The organism is Bacillus stratosphericus, assembly GCF_020524495.1.
GTDB classification, from domain to species: Bacteria; Bacillota; Bacilli; order Bacillales; family Bacillaceae; genus Bacillus; species Bacillus stratosphericus_B.
On sequence record NZ_JAIVLB010000026.1, the window covers coordinates 1 to 17,916 of the forward strand.

Sequence of the window (17,916 nt, forward strand, 5' to 3'; positions counted from 1 at the left end):
ACTACTTCTAATTGATTTCTTCTCTCTTCTTCACGTTTCGATAACATGTTCATCCCCCGCAGAATTGTGTTATTACCCTTATTATACAAAAAAGCTTGTAGACTTTGTCTACAAGCTGATGGACAGAGCATAGGGCTCTGTCCATTTTTTAGGATGACACTTTGTTTCTTGTGCGCTTACGCTGGTAGTAATAAAGGATACCCCCTGAGGAGAGCATGAGTAAGCCAATCAATGCAGCCGTATACATCATTGTTGCCGTATTCGGTAGTGTACCGCCTAGAAGGCCGGTTCCATCTTGGTTTGAATCCGTTCCGTCTGGGGCTGATGTACCGGCGTCTTCACCTGTTTGATCTGGGAAAGTTCCAACTGCTTCACTTTGATTGAGCACCGTGTATTCACTAAAGTGTTTGGTTTCACCTGTTACGACCCCGCTTTCAAACGTACCGTTACTCGTTTGAGAGAAGCGATTTTTCTCTCGATCGACATAATAGACGGCAGGCTTCTTCGCTTTTTCTGGCTCATCTAATGTAAAAGAGAGTGTGACAGGATCTTTAAAGGTAGACACACTTTTCTGATCTTGTTTGATTTGGAAATCGTATGTGCCGGTTAAGGTGTTTTTCACCTTGCCTGTTTTCGCCATCTGTATATCCGCACTTTTCTCTGACAAATTGGAAAGCGGTAATTCTAATCCCACTTTGTCATGATAGATGGTGACGTTTGGATCTTGCTCTCTTTTCTTCAACTCGGTTACTTGTGCTTTGGATAGAGACAATTGAACGTTTTTCGCTTCGGTCGCTTTGTCTAAATAGAGCAATGCTTTATTCGTGTGCTGTACATACGTTTGGAATTTCTCATCATCTTGGATGTCATAGTCTCCTTTTCCTTTTGCACGAGGAAGGAACACTTCTTTCACTCGATGGTCGATGACAGGAGAAATATGACCGTCCGCTTTTTCAATTTGCTCTTTAAAAAGTTCATAGTCAACGTAGCCTAAGTCTTCTCCATATGACGCTTCTGTAAAGACGCTGTAGCCGTCACCGCCTGTGCCAATAAACGCGTTTGTCGCAACGCGGTATGTTTTCTGATCATCAATGTCAGACAGGTTGCCGTCTTGATCTTTGAGTTTGACATCAATCAGTCTGTTGCCAGCCGGTTTACTGAGTGTAAATGTAAATTCAATGCCAGCCACATGAGGGAATGCGCCTCCACCTTCCTCAATGCCTGATAACCCTTGTTCGAGCGCTTTTTTAATTTGACTGCCCTTTAAGTCTGCTACATAAAGCGTGTTTCCAAAAGGCATGACCGTCAAAATATCACCTAATCTGATATCTCCTTTTTCAATGCTTTCTCGAATACCGCCGCCATTTGTAATGGAAAGGTCAGCACCAGCAGATTCTTGCGCTTTCTCCAGCATGCCGTCGGCGATAAAGTTCCCAAGATTCGTTTCCTTTGCACGGACGTGCTCACGTTGACCGTCTAAAAGGACATCGGTATAGCCGACTTTTTCTGTTTTTAAATCTTGTATATCTGCCTTAAACTGATCGAGGATGGACTTTGCGTTCGCATCTTCTTTTACAGAGTCATCGATGGCGATGAGGTCAAAAGAAGATTCTTTTGTCTGTACGACCCCTTTTTGATCAAAGGCCACGTCCACTTTTCCTAAAAATTGTCCGTAGTCTTTCACTTGAGCCACAATTGTCGGCTCTTTCTTGTTGACGACCTTTAATTTTTCAACAAGGGTATGAGTGTGACCACCAATGATCAAATCAATGCCGTCTACTTTTTGAGCAAGCTCAAGATCACGGTTATAGCCAATGTGTGTTATAGCAATGATTTTATTAATTTTTTCTTCTGTTTGAATGGCGTTGACGGTTTCTTTTGCTTTCTTGTATGCATCTTTAAATTGAATGTTTGGACCGCTACTGGATGTAATGGCCGTGTCTTCAGTTGTTAAGCCGAATACGGCTACCTTTTCGCCGTTTACATCAAGCAGGATATAAGGATAAATTCCTGCTTCCTTTTTCTCACCCGCTTTAAACGTGGCTGGTTTTTTCACTAGATCTCTTAACTGTTTTTCCTTAGAGACATCAACGTTTGATGACACAATTGGGAAGTAGGGCTTTTCAAATTGATGACGGTTACTAGCGTCTACGTCCGATGCATCTCCTGTCAGGAATTGACGAAGGGTAGTTGGACCTTTGTCGAATTCATGATTACCAAACGTCATGGCATCGTACTTCATCAAGTTCATTAGCTTTAGATCAGCAAGTCCGTGCCATTTTGTGAAGTATAGGTCACCAGAGAAGACATCCCCAGCGTCTAATAAAATATTGTTCTCACTTTGTGCACGAACTTCTTTGATTTTGGTTGCGCGTTTTGCTGCATCATCAAGGTGGGCATGTGTATCGTTTGTATGCATGACCGTTAAATGCCAATTGTCTGCTGCAGGCGGTTCTGTTGTACCATCGTCTTTAAATGCTAGCTTGTACACACCAAGTCCGTCCGTGCTGGCATTACGAACAAAGTCTACGCTGCTTGATTTCTCTGCGAACGGTTTTGCAAGCAGAGAAGATTCAAAGGTGACTGTTGCGCCTTTTACTGGTGCAATGGACCAGTTTTGATCCGCGCTTGGGTTAATGGTTTTTTGTTCGATAATATAATCCATCAGCACTTCACGGTTCTCATCTGCAGAGGCAAATACCACTTTATCTTGCGTCAGATGCGGGAAGCCTCCGCCGCCAGAAGCACGATAGTTATTCGTCACGACTAAAAATTCTTGACTGTCAGTGACTGGTTTGCCATTGTAAGACAGGTTTTTGATACGGCTCGCATTCGCATTTACAAGTGTTCCTGTTGTGCTATATTTTGCAGGCTGGGTCACATCCACTTGATAAGTAACATCATCGATCACATCAAAGTTATACGAGCGATATTCTTCGTTCAAAATAGACTGTTCGTTTGAATGGTTGGGTTTGATTTGATTAAATTGTCCAGCAGACATTTCTAACCAATCTTTCACTTCACTGCCTTTGAGTTTCATAATCTGTACGGTGTTATCGTAAAGATAGAGATCGCCAATATTTTTTATCGCTAAATCTCCTTTTGCGATGTTTGTATAATAATTTACACCATTTCGGCCGCCGGCTTTAAATGGCGCACCCGCTGATAAAATGGGCAAGTTTTTATACGCAGTGTCCTTTATTTTTTCTTTTGCATACCACTTTTGTGCATCAGTCACAATTTGAATTGAAGGGTCATCCATCACTTGAGCAAAAAAGCTGTTAATGTCTGCTTCCGTTTTTCCAACAGGCTTTCTGACGTAATCAACCGTTTTTTGGTGAGTGGTTTGAATGGCATCTTTCACTGTGCTGTTTTGAGATGTGACCTGAGCGATAGAATCTATTTTGCTTGTGCCGTTTGTGACCCTCCAGTTGCTGCCGTCAGGCTCTAATGTTAAATCAATCACTCCGAGGTAGCTTCCCCAGTTTTTCGACATGACGACTGGAATGCCGTTGATGGTTCCTTTTGAGACATTGAATTTGTCTACACCGGTATAATCATCGCTTGGGAATGTCCCATGCTGATGGCCAGACACAATGGCATCGATGCCTTTCGTTTTAGTGGCAAGGTCAAAGATCATATTTTCTGATCCTTTAGGTTGAGCTGTTTTTTCAATTCCTGCATGGGCAAGAGCGACAACGATATCTGCGCCCTTAGCCTTCATTTCAGGGATGGTTTCATTGGCGGACTCGACAATGTCTTGTACTTGAACTTGTCCATCTAAATGTTTCTTATCCCATGTCATAATTTGTGGTGGTACGAATCCTATGTAACCGACTTTCACTGTTTGCGATGTTCCGTTTGCATCTTTAAAAGTTTTATCTTGGATCACATAAGGAGTAAATCGATGTTCACCATTTAACTTTTTGACGTTTGCATTGACAATAGGGAAGTCTGCGCCAGCGATGGTACCGTCAAGGAAAGATAATCCATAGTTAAATTCATGATTGCCAATTGTTCCTGCATCATATTTTAGTTGGTTGAGTGTATGAATAATGGGGTGAACCTTTGTTTGATTGATGATGCTGTCTTTCTCATTTTTGTAAATGTATTCTCCAAGAGGGGTTCCTTGAAACAGGTCTCCGTTATCAACAAGGAGTGTATTAGGATTTTGTGAACGGTGTTTTTCAATCAGCTCGGCTGTTTTCGCCAATCCGAATTCATTTGTTTCCTTATCGCTGTAGTAATCGTAGTTCATTATGTTCGCATGAATATCGGTTGTCGCTAAGATGCTGACCTTTACGGCACTGCCTCTTTCTGTTTCTGCATGAATAGGTGCCTCTGGGAGAATGAGACTAATTATCAAAATGGAAGTGAGCAGAATAGACAGTTTTATTTTTTGTTTAGACCGATTTGTTTGCTTCTTCACCTGGTTTCCGCCTTTCTAATTTTTTTGACCACTATATCTATTGTAGAAATGTTTCGTTAACTTTTGAAGTTATTTTTTGCAGATTATTGAAAAGATAACACAAATCATACAAATTACCTTGTTAAGGGAATGTGAATGAGCAGAAATGCTTATTTCATCAGAAGAGGGTTTTCTCATAGGGGTAGGATGTTTGAATTCAACACACCGGTTACGTCCAATTTACAAAAGCATTTATGGACGAAAAAAACATTATTTGCGATCTGCCACGGACCGCAATTGCTCATTACAGAGAAGATGCTAGAAGGAGTAGCGACTGGTTATACATCCATTTAAGTGGATATGGAAAACGTAGGCGCTAAGATTCAAAGATGAAAAACTCGTCGTTAGTCAGGACCAACTTGGACAAGCCATACACAGATGACATTCCGGTATTCAACCGTGAATCTTTAAAACTGCTTGCGAAATAAGCATTAGTTCTTACAACATAAAAAAACCAGTCCCTTAGGAGGCTGGCTTTTTCTGCGCATGATTCAAGGAAAACTGCTCGTAGACTGCAGAGCCGTTCCTTTTACATGATTATTTTCTTAAGCTCTTCAGCTCACTTGCGATGGCTTGCATTTCACTTGGGCTGAATGAAGATTTTTTCATCACCATTTGGTGAAGAAATTCAATATCTTCGTACTTGTCTGGACTGAAGTCATCGGCTTTGATGACTCCAATGTTCAGCATGTTTAACTTTTGCGAAATGTCTTCAATCAGCTGATTGACTTCAGCCGCTTTTTGCTCTGACAAGGGCGGCACGTCCTTTCCTGCATATGTGTCGAATAATATATCTATTTTAACAGAAATGCAAAAGAATAAAAGGAAAATTAAGACGACACGGAGGTGTTTTTCTCCTTTTTCTCTTGCTTGATCTTATCAACGATTCGTTTTGATTCAAATACTACAACCCCTGATAAACCGATGAGGCCAATTAAGTTTGGAATGGCCATAAGCCCATTTAGCATATCTGCCACGCCCCATACAAAGTCATTCTTAAAAACGGCTCCGAAAAAGACAGCAATAACAAACACGATGCGATAATACATGACGTATGAATCTTTCGCCAAATACGTAAAGCATTTTTCTCCATAATACGACCAGCCAATAATGGTCGAATAGGCAAACAAGAGTAAACCGATTGCCACAATGTTTGCACCGATTGGACCAAGGAAATGAGCGAATGATAAAGAGGTTAGCGCATCGCTTTTTTCTGTTAAATACATATCTGCCATCACAATGGTAATGCCAGTAATGGAACAAACAATGATTGTATCAATAAATACTTGTGTCATAGACACGAGAGCTTGACGGGCAGGCATATCTGTTTTGGCGGCAGCTGCTGCAATTGGTGCGGATCCAAGACCAGCTTCATTTGAAAATACTCCACGTGCCACACCCCAGCGAATGACAGTTCCAATCGCACCTCCTGCCACGGCTTGACCAGTAAAGGCATCAGAAAAAATGAGCCCAACTGCGCCTGGAACAAGATCAGCATTCATAAAAAGAATGATGAATCCACAAATGACGTAAAATAAAGCCATGACTGGTACAAAAATAGATGTCACACGGCCAATGCTTTTAATTCCGCCTAAAATGACAAGTGCCGTAAAGGCAGTAATGATGATGCCTGTCACCCATGTTGGAATTTGAAAGGTAGAATTCATGACTCCTGAGATTGAATTAGACTGCACCAGGTTCCCGATCCCAAAGGCAGCACAAGCACCAAAAATAGCAAATAGCAACCCTAACCATTTTTGCTTCAAGCCATGCTCTAAATAGTACATAGGTCCACCAGACATTTCGCCTTTTTCATTTTTGACCCTGTATTTAACGGCAAGAACGGCTTCCGCAAATTTAGTAGCCATCCCAAAAAATGCGGCAAACCACATCCAGAATACAGCACCAGGTCCACCAGCTATCACTGCCGAAGCAACACCTACGATATTCCCTGTGCCAACAGTTGCAGCAAGAGCCGTCATTAACGCTTGAAAATGGGAAATATCCCCTTCTAACGTTTTGTCTTGTTTAGAAAATGCAAGCTTTAAAGAGTAAGGTAGTAATCTAATTTGAATGAAGAGAACGCGAAAGGTGAGGTATATTCCAGTACCAACAATTAAAATCAACAGGGGAGGTCCCCACAAAAAATTGTTCATCGTCGTGACAAACTGCTCAATTATTCCCATCAAATATCCCCCTTTGTTTGTGTAATTCTCCTAAAGTTTCTCCTGTTTTTGTGTAATTTGTCAATGCCAATGAGGGTTTTTCTTGCTAAGTTTCAAAAAAAAAATGGTCTTGATATAATAGAGAAAAGGTAGGAGGAGAGAGAATTGAAGGATGATTCATGCATTATTCGTGGCAATATTTGCAGGTCACCGATGGCAGTTTAGAAAAAGAGTAGAAGATGAGGGGATTAGCGAGTACTTTGTCATTGATTCAGCAGGCATTGGCAGGTGGCAACAAGCATCGAGATGATGTGCCAGATTCTTATTACACTGGGAACTTTGAGGAAGTACAAGATTTAATTGAAAAGGAATTGATCGTTTTTTGACGTATGTTAAGAAAGAGAAAAACCTTTAACTGAAAGGAGATCAGACGAGATGAAAGAGAAAAATCAACTCATGCTTCGAGGAGCTGTTATAGGAGCAGTCTTCGGCATATTGCTGACACTATTTCACCGTCCAACAAGAGTTGCATTAAAGGACAAGTGGAATGACTGCCAGCAAAAGCTGGACGAATACCGCCAGGAGCCAGGCAGAATGTCTGCTTGCGTGAAAGAAAAAATGGAAGAAACAAAGGAGCTAATGCGAACAGTCTCAGATGATTTGTCATTTTTAAATGTACAGGTCAATCAGTTAAAGGAAACAACCCCTAAAGTATTAGAGATTATTGAAGAGACAAAGGATCACTTTCGATCTAAACAGAAAGGTTGATCATTGGAGCTGAGGCGTATGAGTTTTGTTAAAGCGTTAATTGAACGCTTCTTACTACATGAAGGACCGGCGAAATCAGCCGAGCTTGCTTATTTCTTTTTGCTTTCATTATTTCCATTTCTCATCTTCGTGCTCACGCTGGTCGGATATTTGCCGTTGACGTCAAAGGATGTGCTGAGCGTCATTTCTAGTTATGCGCCAGAGGGGGCACTTTCGATGATTGAATCCATAGCAGAAGAGACGCTCAATAGCCGTAACGGCGGATTGTTGTCATTCGGGATTATTGCCGCCCTTTGGTCTGCATCGAACGGCATTAATGCGGTCGTCAGAGCGTTTAACCACGCTTACGAAGTAGAGGAAAATCGTTCCTACATTCTCGTACGTTTAACATCGATCATCTTAACTATTGCGATGGTTCTTACGATTATTTTCGCCTTGATGATTCCTGTTTTTGGAAAAGAGCTTGGTTTATTTGTCGCCGGATTAGTTGGTCAGTCAGATGCGTTTCTCACCATTTGGACAGCTATGAGATGGATTATTAGTCCATTGATTTTACTGATTGTTTTTACATCGTTGTATTATTTTGCCCCTAACATCAGGCTGAAATTGAAATTTGTGCTGCCAGGGGCCATATTTGCGTCTGTCGGATGGATTCTTGTGAGCACGCTGTTCTCATTTTATGTAGGCGAGTTTGCCAACTATAGTGCGATGTATGGTAGCATTGGGGGGATTATTATTTTAATGATTTGGTTTTATTTAACCGGCATCATGATTATTCTCGGTGGCGAGCTAAATGCACTTTTACATAAGCGTAAAATCGTACCAGGAAAGCTATAAAGAAAACAGGGCATCCTAAAGAAGAACGACTTGTTCAATCTTGATGGATGGGGGAATCACATATGTCCAAACAATCGAAAAAAGGCGGAAGCAGTACAAAACAAAACAAAGGCCATCAGCCAAAGCACAAAACAAGCGGAAGTGCGAACGGCCAGAATGGGTATCATTAGATGAAAGAAAACTCCTCTGCACAGAAGGCAGGGGAGTTTTTTTGATTCAGCATCCACCGCCTTAAAACAAAATCTGTATCAAGTGCTGGAACATAACGAGGATTGAGCTGAAATCAAGCTTTTTTGCTACATATTCACTCCCAATATGCCAACAGGACAAAAAATTTCAAATCCATCTACTTCTACTTCATGAGCAAATGTTTTTGTCATATATTCACTGTTTTGGTACGATGCCTTGGCCTTGTGCAGATTGATCAATCCAGTAACCGTTGGAAGGTCATGCGGAACGCTTCTATGTTTCTACAGTGATAACTCACGGGAGCCACTCTCCTAAGTGAGTCTTATTCTAGCTCATTGTAGAATCTCCAATTTCAATTCATTTGTGATATTCTACGTAAACAAGCAATCGTTCCCTATTTTAATGACCTTCAAGCACTTCCGCCGTTCTCCCAAATCGAACACAGAAAAACACGAATAAAATAACGAGGCTGACAAGGTAAAGTAAATTCACACCCTCAAACGTTTGAACAAAAAATCCTCCAAGAACCGGACCAAGAATACTCCCTGCACTAAACGCCATACCGCACATCAAATTCCCAGCAGGAAGTAGATGCTTTGGCAATAAGTCGGTCATATAACTAATCCCAAGTGAGAATGTAGAGCCTACAGCCATTCCGGCAATAAAGAAACAGATCGCAACAGCCAAAACGGATTGAATGAATATACCTGCCAAAAGGAAAAAGATTGATCCGGCGAGTGTGACACATAAAATAATCCGCCGTCTGCCAAACCGGTCGCTGAGCATCCCGAGAGGAAGCTGAAAGACAATACTCCCAATCGCAAACGCAGGTAAAATAAACGCAACAGCCTCTACGGTCACTCCGCTCCTTAGTGCATATACAGGGAAGTTACTATTGAGCGTCGTTTCTAAAAAGCCATAGCAAAAAGGCATCATAAAGGCCACCCAGCCAAATTGAAAGGCTTTTTTGAAGCGCTTTAAACTGTTTGATTGATCTGACGTCTGAACCTCTCCTGTATCTGGATATGTATTTTTTAAAACAAAGACAAGTAGCCAAATACATAAACTAACAGCACCAGACACAATAAAAGGCAAGGATGGATTGATCTCAATAAGTGGTGTTAAAAAAGGTCCAGCAGCAAAACCGAGTCCAAAGGATAACCCATACAATGAAATATTTCGCCCGCGATTTCTCGATGACGAAGCATAAGTCACCCACGTCTGTGTAGAGAAATGCAGCATATGATCACCGATCCCGATCATGAGCCGCAGAAAGAACCAGACGACATAAGATTCGATAAAGACAAAGCTAAACAGGCTTAAAAAGACAGCAGCGCCTCCAATCACAATTAACGGCTTAAAGCCAAACCGACGAAGCGGCGCTTCCATAAAAGGGGACACAAGCAGCACGCCGAGATATAAGCCTGTGGCATGCAGTCCGTTTAACGTAGGGGGTGTGCCAGCATGTTCGAAAATAATGGAAATGACAGGCAGTAACGCTCCCTGTGAAAAACCGGATACAGATACGAGTAAAATTAAAATCATAAAGTGAATTCTCGACATAAGAAGCTCCTTACAAGTTCATGCTTTCATCGTACAATGGAACAATAGGGGTTTCAATAGAAAGGTGGAAAAGGAATGAAGCTGATATATGAAAATGATCGATGGGTGGCAAATGCCGATAACGGGCAACTACATATTTCAGGAAAAGAAGAAGCGGGATACCGGCCAAATCAATTGTTCGTCTCAGCCATTGCAGGCTGTTTTGGAGAAATGTTCATTCATGTATGCAGAAAAAAACAAATATCCTATCAAGGGCTGACCATCACACCTGAAACGACAAGAGAAGGGGCGGCAAACAAAATCTCCAGAATCCACTTACGTATGATCTTTGAAAGCCTTAATACATCTGATGAACAAATAGAAAAAGTGAAGAAGCTTGCGATGAAACATTGTTCCATGGTGCAATCCGTAAAAGGAAGTATCGACATGACCATATCACACGAACGAATCTAAATGTATATGATGCCGGCACTCACGAAAGAATAACAGTCAGACATGATGTAAAGGAGAATGGCTGTATGAATCGTTTGTTTCTTGTGATTGTCGCGATCGGTGTTCCTCTTTCTGTGATTGGTAGCTTTCTTCATTTCCCGCAAGCCGTCATGTTCGTCATATATTGTATCGCCATTATTGGTCTTGCTAGTTTTATGGGAAGGGCCACAGAAAGCCTCGCCATCATTGCTGGACCAAGAATCGGTGGACTATTAAACGCTACATTTGGAAATGCAGTAGAGTTAATTATTTCATTTTTTGCATTAAAGCAAGGGCTGACTGCCATCGTCCTTGCTTCATTAACCGGCTCTGTCCTCGGGAATTTACTGCTTGTGGCAGGGCTGTCTTTTTTCGTTGGCGGGTTAAAATTTAAACGGCAAGAGTTCAGTGTCCACGATGCAAGTCATAACTCTGGCTTGCTCATGTTTGCCATCATTGTGGCGTTTGTTATTCCCGAAGTGTTTTCTGTGGAGATGGCAGAGAAGAGACAATTTGTTTTAAGTATTGGAATTAGCATTGTGATGATTTTGCTTTATCTCGCAGCGCTTTATTTCAAATTGGTCAGTCACCGCGGTGTCTACGTCACCAAGCAGGAGAGCATGAGCGGTGAATCAGAAGCGGAAGAAGAAACGCCCGAATGGTCCGGGAAGTTCGCCACAGTGATTTTACTCCTTGCGACCATTGCGGTTGCGTATATTTCAGAGCGGCTCGTTCATACATTTGACACGGTAGGAGAACAGTTCGGCTGGAGTGAGCTGTTTATCGGGGTCATCATTGTCGCTATCGTCGGAAATGCAGCGGAACATGCTTCTGCTGTCATCATGGCATATAAAAACAAAATGGATCTGGCGGTTGAAATTGCCTTTGGCTCCACGCTTCAGGTCGCCATGATGGTTGCGCCCATCCTTGTGATCAGCTCTCTTTTTTTCGACAAGCAGATGCCGCTGATTTTTTCTTTGCCAGAACTGATTGCAATGGCATCCTCTGTTTTACTGACGGTCATTATCTCGAATGATGGTGATACGAACTGGTTTGAAGGCGCAACATTACTCGCTGCTTATTTTATTATAGCAATTGGATTTTTCCTTTTATAATCTTTTGTGGATAAGGGACGTCTTTGCGGAAAATACTATGAAAAAATGAATGAGAAAGAGTGATGATATGAAAAAGATACCCCGCATCATGTTTGTAGTTCTCTTATCCTTAAGTTTTCTATACAGCTTTCCTGCAGAGGCGGCAAAGCCATTTAAGGTACCATCTTCTGTCGCCAGTATCTCAAAGGAAAATACGTATCCAAACGCGTCACAGGATCAGCCGCTGCTCCAGCCGAGTGAGCTGACAGCCGAATTATTTAAAACAACGAATGTACCGATTGAAAATACACATTTGATTAAAATGCTGAATGAATCCAGCATCTCAGGTACTCCACTAGCTGTTGGATACCGGGCGACCATTTTCCTCGGAAGGTGGGCACTAAGCTACGATTCAAACGAAACAGTCGCCAACTGGGAATATAAAAAAGTGAACACCAATCACATTGATAACAGAGGCGGCAACAAAACAACAATTGGTAAATATGTCCAAAACCAGCAAGTAAAAGTGAGCGGTGGACTTACAGCGAAAGTACCAAACCCAGAAGATGTGAAATCATTGATGATGCAAAAAGCCATTCAAAAAACAAAGCTGCCCCTAGCGTTTGACACAGTGATTGGCGCAGGAACAAAACGAGATCAGTCATACCATGTGTCCCCGAAAAAAGCAGCATCCTTGCATGCCTACGCTCCAGCCATTAATGAAAAAGGGAAGGTCACATACGGTGAAGTGTACCTTGTGCTAAAAGGAAATAAACGAAAACTCGTCGTGAAAAACGTGACCTCACAAGGAATTGGCGCATGGATTCCTGTTCAAGATCACCTAACGTTTGGGTTTCAAGGGATGAATTAACATAATAAAACCCCCTCTTTCACTATAGAAGAGGGGGTTTAATTTGTCGTAAAGTTATTAATGTCAGGCGTGATATAAAACTCTATGATGGCCGAGAAAAATAATAGTATAGTTACTAGCACAAGCCCTGTACAAGTAATTTTACATATATTTTTAAAATTTATTTTCTTCTTTTTACCAAACAATAAAAGGATGGCCTCTTTCAGAAGGATAAAACCAATACCACCAGAAATCATAATAGCCATCAATTCGCTTATACCATGAGGTAAGATGAGAAGTAATGATTGTAAAGGATGCATTAAATACGGAATCGAAATTTTAAAAGCTCCACCAATCATTAATCCATTGATAAACAATATGTATACTCTAGATAAACCAAAAGTAACCATTCCAACTATCATCATGATACATATAGATAAATTTTGAAAGAAATAATCAAAAAAATGACGTTGATCATTTATTCTAACAATATCCTCTGAATAATCTCCGTTTGTCATATAAAATCCCATGACCATTCCAATTGTTATGAAGAAAATAGAAGGTAAAATAAGCACTTTTAAAGCATGGTAAAAATCTTTTAAGTAACTCTTAATTGCTTTACTCATCAGTAAACAGCTCTTTTAAATTTTCTGTCGTCACGTTTGTTAATTGCTGATTCCGAAGAAGATATGTAGAGTGACTGAGCTCTTCAACAAAATCTAAAGTATGTGATGAAAAAAGCACACTTCCAAATTGAAGAAATTCTTTTAGCTTCTGAACTAATTTAATACAACTAGATGGATCTAGCCCATTAAAGGGTTCATCTAAAATAAGTAATCGAGGTTTTAATAAAAGAGCAAGTGAAATAGCTAATTTCATTTTTAATTCCTTTAGAATAGTCTCTAATTAATTTGTTGGACAGGTAGTCAAGTTCAAAGAATGAAAGCATAGTATTGACTTCTGTTGAGTCTAACTTTTTGTTGTAGAGTCTAGAAACAAAATTGATACAACTCGTGAAAAGAAAGTGGTGATACAATTAATAATTTCAGGTCATTTTTTGTAGATGTTTTATAAACAGTATTTGTAATGGATTGCTGAATTCCTGTTAATAAAAAAGTAATGATGAAGAAAGTTGATATGTAAAAGATCTCGTTATGTGAAAATAAATGATTGGTATATAATTGAGTCATTATAGTGGTAAAAACTGCGCTGAATAAAAGAATGACGGATAGAGCGACATAAACAAATAAGTCATTCTTTATTTTTAATTTTGGAAGTCGATAGTAAAAAAAAGATTTTTGTCTAAAATAAATATATGTTAGTACATTTCTCATTAGAAAAATGATTCTCCTTTATCTAAAAATATGAGTTATATCACTTCCGAAAAATATAATACATACCTCAATGATGACGAAAATTATCGCAATAGCAATTAATTTTTTTATTTTCATGTTGATTAGTACATGAAATCCACATATTAACAACATATATCTCCAGATATTAAAGGGATTTATGATAAAGATGGCAAGGGCTATTAGAAAATGATCATACTGAGATATATTGGTGTTATCTAAAAATGGAAAGAATAAAAGGCTGATGGCAAAAAAGGTTTTTGGCATTTGACTAAATCCATAAATTGAAATGGTCGTTTTGAAACTGATTTCTCTATCTAACATAAAAGTATTTAATAACAAATAGATGGTAAAAGAAGTAATGAAAAAAGTCATTAATGAAAAACAACTCATACCTAAAGCTATTAAATATAACCACTTGCTTTCCACATGTTCAAAGCGTTCAAAAATGACTTGAATATAAAGTAAGGGTATTAAAGCAGAAAATAATAATGGAAGAGCTGTTTTTTATTAAGAGAGTACATCAATTCTAATGGCTGATAAAAAATCTTGAAAAATCTCATAACGTAAGAACAACCTTTCATTAAAAGAGGAGAGAATCCTCTCCTCTTTGTTAAATCTAGTATACTACCAGTTTATTGCCTGTTTTACTCCCCACTTTGCTACAGCACCTCTAATAATTGGGTAAGCAATTGCTCCCCAGCCATACGTAGCACCAGCAAGTCCTATTATCGTTAGAATTCCTAAACCATTATTTACAGCATTAACTATTTCCGTTGCTGTTCCAATAGTTAAAAAAATTTCGTGGCTACTTCAAATATCAACGTCTACACCCCCTTTCATGACTTTTTGTCCTTTTTGTTTCTTACCTCACTTCTATAAAAGTCAATAACATTAAATAATAACCAAGCAAGGAAAATGAAATAGATAATTTTTGTAAAGTGAGAGAAGTTGTTAAAGATAAACCCCATAGAAATAAATGGTATGATCATAAATCCAAAATATTGTTTCCACCATATTTTAAAAATAATAACACCACCTAACTTTTATATATAAAATTATGTATTATTTCTCGTAATCACTATAATACAACTAGACAAAGGAGTTGCAAACCTTTTTTTGTTAAATTTTACATAATAATAGAATATTTAACTTTACTCTATTAAGATACGCTTTTCCTAATTTGAATATAAAGTTTTGCTTTCAAAAGATATTATGAGTTTTAAATAAAAAAGCCATAACATAAGTTTATTTAAATAAACTTATGTTATGGCAAAATTTCCTTTTATTCCCCTAAATCCACATTATGATAAACCTGCTGCACGTCTTCAAGCTCTTCTAATACATCGATTAGCTTCTCAAATTGTGCTTTAGAATCATCATCTAATGTCACTTCGTTTTGCGGAAGCATGGTGATTTCAGCGACGGTGAATTCTTCGACACCGGATTGTTTAAATGCTTCTTGCACTTGATGGAATTGATCTGGTTCAGCGTATACAATCACTGTTTCATCTTCTTCCATGATGTCACGTACATCAATGTCTGCTTCCATTAAAAGCTCAAGCGTTTCCTCTTCGCTTTTGCCTTCGACACCGATGACAGCGGTTTGATCAAACATGTAAGCAACAGATCCACTCACTCCCATGTTTCCGCTGTTTTTCCCAAATGCGGCACGAACATCCGAAGCTGTGCGGTTCACGTTATTGGTGAGTGCATCGACAATCACCATAGAACCGTTTGGACCAAATCCTTCATAGCGCAGCTCATCAAAGTTCTCTTCTGAACCACCTTTGGCTTTTTCAATGGCACGGTCCACAATGTGTTTTGGGACACTATATGTTTTGGCACGTTCTAGGACAAAGCGTAGTGCCTGGTTTGATTCTGGGTTTGGCTCACCTTGCTTGGCAGCCACATAGATTTCACGCCCGAATTTTGCGTAAATACGACTTGTGTTGGCATCCTTTGATGCTTTCTTTTCTTTAATGTTGTTCCACTTACGACCCATCTTATTCACTCTCTTTCTTAGTAAATACACAGTATGAGGGTCCCCATGCTGCATGACATCACTCTGCTTTCTATTATACATGAATCAGTCAAGGGGATAGAAGTAAGAGGGCTGAAATGACGAGAATTCCTTAGCTGATGTGCTCAAGCTGTTCAAGCGTCTCATGCTTCTTTATTTGCAGGCTGGGGATAAACGAGATCTTCAAGCAATTTGACATCGTGATGATGAAGTTGTTTGATCATTTCTTTACGCACAGCGAGGGCAGCGTCGAAGTATTTTTCATCTTCGACCATTCCTTTCACTGTGATTTCAATCCCTCGATTGAGTTGATTGAGGCCCATAATTCCATGAACCTGAAATGGTTCGATCGCGTTTTGGAATTCATCTTTTTTAAGAAAATCTTGATGCATTTGATTCAACTGATCACAAGCTGATTCGAGCGCTTGAAAGGCGATGTCCGGGTTCTGATTTGCACTAATTAACACAGACTCTGTAATACGCATGTAATGCATGTTGTAGTTTTGAATTTGCCGGATGTCTCCATTAGAAATGGTTAACAGTTTGCCACTCCATTCTCTAATTTGCAGAGAGCGAAGACCAATTTCTTCAATGGTTCCATTAAAGAGATTATTCACAGTCACATAGTCACCTTTATGAATCTGGCGTTCATAGATCAGAAAGATACCTGCTAAAATATCGCGAATCAGCGTTTGGGCGCCAAATCCGATAACGATCCCGGCAACACCAGCTCCCGCTAGGATTTTTCCAAAGTCATGAAAGAAGAGAGAAATGACATACAGAACAAAGCAAATAGAAGCTGTGTACTTGGTGACAGATTTGATCAAGCTTTCAATCGTTTTCTTCTTCTTATCTTCAATAAATTCTGTTCGTTTAAAGAAAATCTGAAGGGCTTTATTAATCATAAAGACGGCAAGCCAAAGAATGAGTCCAACAAGTAGAATCTCAATGTATTTGTTCTTGACCACTGACAGAAATGTATCGTCCATTTATCGGTTACCCCCTTGCTGTACGAGAAGTAAAATCAACATCATGGTAATAGCTGTTTTTTACAAGAACATTTGGACCAAGGCATTGTACACTTGGACAATGGCAATTTAGCTCTTTCGCTAACTTCGTGTCCATCCAGCGTGTATATGCAGATTGCAATGTATCGGTTTCGATGTTTCCAAGTGGTGGTGTATCCCCAAAGTCTGTTACAATAATATTCCCATTAAAAATATTCACATTCAACCGAGAACGGCCGTCAGGGTCATTTCGTACAGTGACATTTTTCGCCTGACGCAATCGCTTTAGAAGGTGCTGATCTTCTTCATCTGTGCTGCATGAATAAAATGGCAAGGTACCAAATAGCATCCATGTGTTTTCATCACGAATATCAAGCAATTGATGAATCGCATCGCGTATTTGCGGAAGCGTTAGCGATTCAATTACGCTAGCAAAATCGCTAGGGTACATTGGGTGAACTTCGTGGCGCTGACATTTCATCTCTTCCACGATTTGACGGTGGATGTGTTCAATATAAGGGAGCGTACGCTTATTCAGCATGGTTTCAGCGGATACCGTGACACCAGCTTTTACAAGTGCCTGACTATTCTCGATCATTCGATCAAATAATGTTTCACGCTGTGCAAAGGTTGGTTTTCTGTCCATCATCGCGAAGCCGACCGTTGCAAACTCTTCGACAGTGCCCCAGTTATGTGAAATGTGGAGGACATCCACGTATGGAATAATCTCTTCATATCTCGCCAAATCAAGTGTTAAGTTTGAATTAATTTGTGTACGGACGCCGCGTTCATGGGCATACTTTAATACAGGCACGACATATTCCCGCACAGATTTGAGAGAAAGCACAGGTTCTCCGCCTGTAATACTAAGGGAACGCAAGAGCGGTACTTCATCTAAACGGCGAAGCAGCAGATCAAGTGGCAGTGCATTCGGGTCCTTAGGCTGCAAAGTATAGCCAACCGCACAGTGCTCACATCTCATGTTACATAAAGTCGTTGTCGTCAATTCAATATTTGTCAGCTTCATTTCTCCGTAATCCTGCACATCGAGATAGGCTTCCCAAGGGTCGTATGCAGGTGTGATCGGACGAAGTGCTGTTTTTTGAGTCATGGTATCTATCTCCTTTTC

Annotated in this window: 16 protein-coding genes and 2 pseudogenes; 7 read left to right on the top strand and 11 right to left on the bottom strand. The window is 40.0% G+C overall.

Annotation, left to right across the window (positions count from 1 at the left end):
* Positions 1–148: 148 nt before the first annotated feature.
* Positions 149–4,429, bottom strand: coding sequence for a multifunctional 2',3'-cyclic-nucleotide 2'-phosphodiesterase/3'-nucleotidase/5'-nucleotidase (locus tag LC033_RS11380; RefSeq protein WP_226568443.1), 4,281 nt, complete (start codon positions 4,427–4,429; stop codon positions 149–151).
* A 209-nt stretch (positions 4,430–4,638) separates the two neighbouring features.
* Here LC033_RS11380 and LC033_RS11385 point away from each other — a divergent pair.
* Positions 4,639–4,896, top strand: a pseudogene (locus tag LC033_RS11385) (DJ-1/PfpI family protein); the annotation flags it as partial.
* 109 nt (positions 4,897–5,005) lie between these two features.
* On the opposite strand, the gene LC033_RS11390 reads toward LC033_RS11385, so the two are convergent.
* Both LC033_RS11390 and LC033_RS11395 read right to left on the bottom strand, forming a co-directional pair.
* Positions 5,006–5,221 (bottom strand): DUF1128 domain-containing protein, encoded by a 216-nt coding sequence (locus LC033_RS11390; RefSeq protein WP_226568445.1) that lies wholly within the window; start codon positions 5,219–5,221, stop codon positions 5,006–5,008.
* 77 nt (positions 5,222–5,298) lie between these two features.
* Positions 5,299–6,654, bottom strand: coding sequence for an alanine/glycine:cation symporter family protein (locus tag LC033_RS11395; RefSeq protein ID WP_226568455.1), 1,356 nt, complete (start codon positions 6,652–6,654; stop codon positions 5,299–5,301).
* Positions 6,655–6,872: 218 nt separating this feature from the next.
* Here LC033_RS11395 and LC033_RS11400 point away from each other — a divergent pair, with 218 nt between their 5' ends.
* Genes LC033_RS11400 through LC033_RS11410 form a run of 3 tightly spaced genes read left to right on the top strand, consistent with a single transcriptional unit; the run spans position 6,873 to position 8,238 of the window.
* Positions 6,873–7,019 carry a hypothetical protein gene (locus tag LC033_RS11400; protein ID WP_226568457.1) on the top strand — a complete coding sequence of 49 codons (147 nt, stop codon included), beginning with the start codon at positions 6,873–6,875 and terminating at the stop codon, positions 7,017–7,019.
* Between the two features lie 49 nt (positions 7,020–7,068).
* Entirely contained in the window at positions 7,069–7,401 is a 333-nt protein-coding gene (locus LC033_RS11405; protein WP_226568459.1) for a YtxH domain-containing protein, read from the top strand.
* An 18-nt stretch (positions 7,402–7,419) separates the two neighbouring features.
* A complete protein-coding gene (locus LC033_RS11410) occupies positions 7,420–8,238 on the top strand; it encodes a YihY/virulence factor BrkB family protein (RefSeq protein WP_226568461.1) in 819 nt (272 codons plus the stop codon).
* A 588-nt stretch (positions 8,239–8,826) separates the two neighbouring features.
* Here the strand turns inward: LC033_RS11410 and LC033_RS11415 are convergent.
* Positions 8,827–9,990, bottom strand: coding sequence for an MFS transporter (locus tag LC033_RS11415; RefSeq protein WP_226568463.1), 1,164 nt, complete (start codon positions 9,988–9,990; stop codon positions 8,827–8,829).
* Positions 9,991–10,065: 75 nt separating this feature from the next.
* Between LC033_RS11415 and LC033_RS11420 the strand changes: the two genes are divergently transcribed.
* The 3 genes from LC033_RS11420 to LC033_RS11430 all read left to right on the top strand — a co-directional run bounded on the left by LC033_RS11420 (position 10,066) and on the right by LC033_RS11430 (position 12,426).
* Positions 10,066–10,443 carry an OsmC family protein gene (locus LC033_RS11420; RefSeq protein WP_226568465.1) on the top strand — a complete coding sequence of 126 codons (378 nt, stop codon included), beginning with the start codon at positions 10,066–10,068 and terminating at the stop codon, positions 10,441–10,443.
* 65 nt (positions 10,444–10,508) lie between these two features.
* Complete coding sequence (cax, locus tag LC033_RS11425; protein ID WP_226568474.1) at positions 10,509–11,576, top strand: calcium/proton exchanger; 1,068 nt, start codon at positions 10,509–10,511, stop codon at positions 11,574–11,576.
* A 67-nt stretch (positions 11,577–11,643) separates the two neighbouring features.
* Positions 11,644–12,426 (top strand): YfkD family protein, encoded by a 783-nt coding sequence (locus LC033_RS11430; protein ID WP_376776443.1) that lies wholly within the window; start codon positions 11,644–11,646, stop codon positions 12,424–12,426.
* Positions 12,427–12,464: 38 nt separating this feature from the next.
* Here the strand turns inward: LC033_RS11430 and LC033_RS11435 are convergent, their stop codons facing one another.
* The 7 genes and pseudogenes from LC033_RS11435 to yfkAB form a co-directional block, all read right to left on the bottom strand.
* Positions 12,465–13,031: a stage II sporulation protein M gene (locus LC033_RS11435; protein ID WP_226568476.1), complete on the bottom strand. Its 567-nt coding sequence runs from the start codon at positions 13,029–13,031 to the stop codon at positions 12,465–12,467.
* Positions 13,024–13,284 (bottom strand): P-loop NTPase family protein, encoded by a 261-nt coding sequence (locus LC033_RS11440; RefSeq protein ID WP_226568478.1) that lies wholly within the window; start codon positions 13,282–13,284, stop codon positions 13,024–13,026. The genes LC033_RS11435 and LC033_RS11440 overlap by 8 nt, the downstream gene beginning before the upstream one ends.
* A 473-nt stretch (positions 13,285–13,757) precedes the next feature.
* Positions 13,758–14,243: pseudogene (locus LC033_RS17295) on the bottom strand (YIP1 family protein); the annotation flags it as partial.
* Between the two features lie 141 nt (positions 14,244–14,384).
* Positions 14,385–14,558, bottom strand: coding sequence for an uberolysin/carnocyclin family circular bacteriocin (locus LC033_RS17605; RefSeq protein ID WP_512699440.1), 174 nt, complete (start codon positions 14,556–14,558; stop codon positions 14,385–14,387).
* A 484-nt stretch (positions 14,559–15,042) separates the two neighbouring features.
* Positions 15,043–15,762 carry a YebC/PmpR family DNA-binding transcriptional regulator gene (locus LC033_RS11450; RefSeq protein ID WP_226568480.1) on the bottom strand — a complete coding sequence of 240 codons (720 nt, stop codon included), beginning with the start codon at positions 15,760–15,762 and terminating at the stop codon, positions 15,043–15,045.
* Positions 15,763–15,923: 161 nt separating this feature from the next.
* Positions 15,924–16,769: a mechanosensitive ion channel family protein gene (locus LC033_RS11455; RefSeq protein ID WP_226568483.1), complete on the bottom strand. Its 846-nt coding sequence runs from the start codon at positions 16,767–16,769 to the stop codon at positions 15,924–15,926.
* A gap of 7 nt (positions 16,770–16,776) precedes the next feature.
* A complete protein-coding gene (gene yfkAB / locus LC033_RS11460) occupies positions 16,777–17,898 on the bottom strand; it encodes a radical SAM/CxCxxxxC motif protein YfkAB (RefSeq protein WP_226568485.1) in 1,122 nt (373 codons plus the stop codon).
* Positions 17,899–17,916: the final 18 nt, after the last annotated feature.

Bases quoted from the DNA above. Each gene is read 5' to 3' on its own strand.
- LC033_RS11410 (WP_226568461.1), top strand. From the start codon at position 7,420: ATGAGTTTTGTTAAAGCGTTAATTGAACGCTTCTTACTACATGAAGGA.
- LC033_RS11420 (WP_226568465.1), top strand. From the start codon at position 10,066: ATGAAGCTGATATATGAAAATGATCGATGGGTGGCAAATGCCGATAAC.
- LC033_RS11440 (WP_226568478.1), bottom strand. From the start codon at position 13,284: ATGAAATTAGCTATTTCACTTGCTCTTTTATTAAAACCTCGATTACTT.
- cax (WP_226568474.1), top strand. From the start codon at position 10,509: ATGAATCGTTTGTTTCTTGTGATTGTCGCGATCGGTGTTCCTCTTTCT.
- LC033_RS11400 (WP_226568457.1), top strand. From the start codon at position 6,873: ATGAGGGGATTAGCGAGTACTTTGTCATTGATTCAGCAGGCATTGGCA.
- LC033_RS11395 (WP_226568455.1), bottom strand. From the start codon at position 6,654: ATGGGAATAATTGAGCAGTTTGTCACGACGATGAACAATTTTTTGTGG.
- LC033_RS11415 (WP_226568463.1), bottom strand. From the start codon at position 9,990: ATGTCGAGAATTCACTTTATGATTTTAATTTTACTCGTATCTGTATCC.
- yfkAB (WP_226568485.1), bottom strand. From the start codon at position 17,898: ATGACTCAAAAAACAGCACTTCGTCCGATCACACCTGCATACGACCCT.
- LC033_RS11450 (WP_226568480.1), bottom strand. From the start codon at position 15,762: ATGGGTCGTAAGTGGAACAACATTAAAGAAAAGAAAGCATCAAAGGAT.
- LC033_RS11430 (WP_376776443.1), top strand. From the start codon at position 11,644: ATGAAAAAGATACCCCGCATCATGTTTGTAGTTCTCTTATCCTTAAGT.
- LC033_RS11435 (WP_226568476.1), bottom strand. From the start codon at position 13,031: ATGAGTAAAGCAATTAAGAGTTACTTAAAAGATTTTTACCATGCTTTA.
- LC033_RS11405 (WP_226568459.1), top strand. From the start codon at position 7,069: ATGAAAGAGAAAAATCAACTCATGCTTCGAGGAGCTGTTATAGGAGCA.
- LC033_RS11455 (WP_226568483.1), bottom strand. From the start codon at position 16,769: ATGGACGATACATTTCTGTCAGTGGTCAAGAACAAATACATTGAGATT.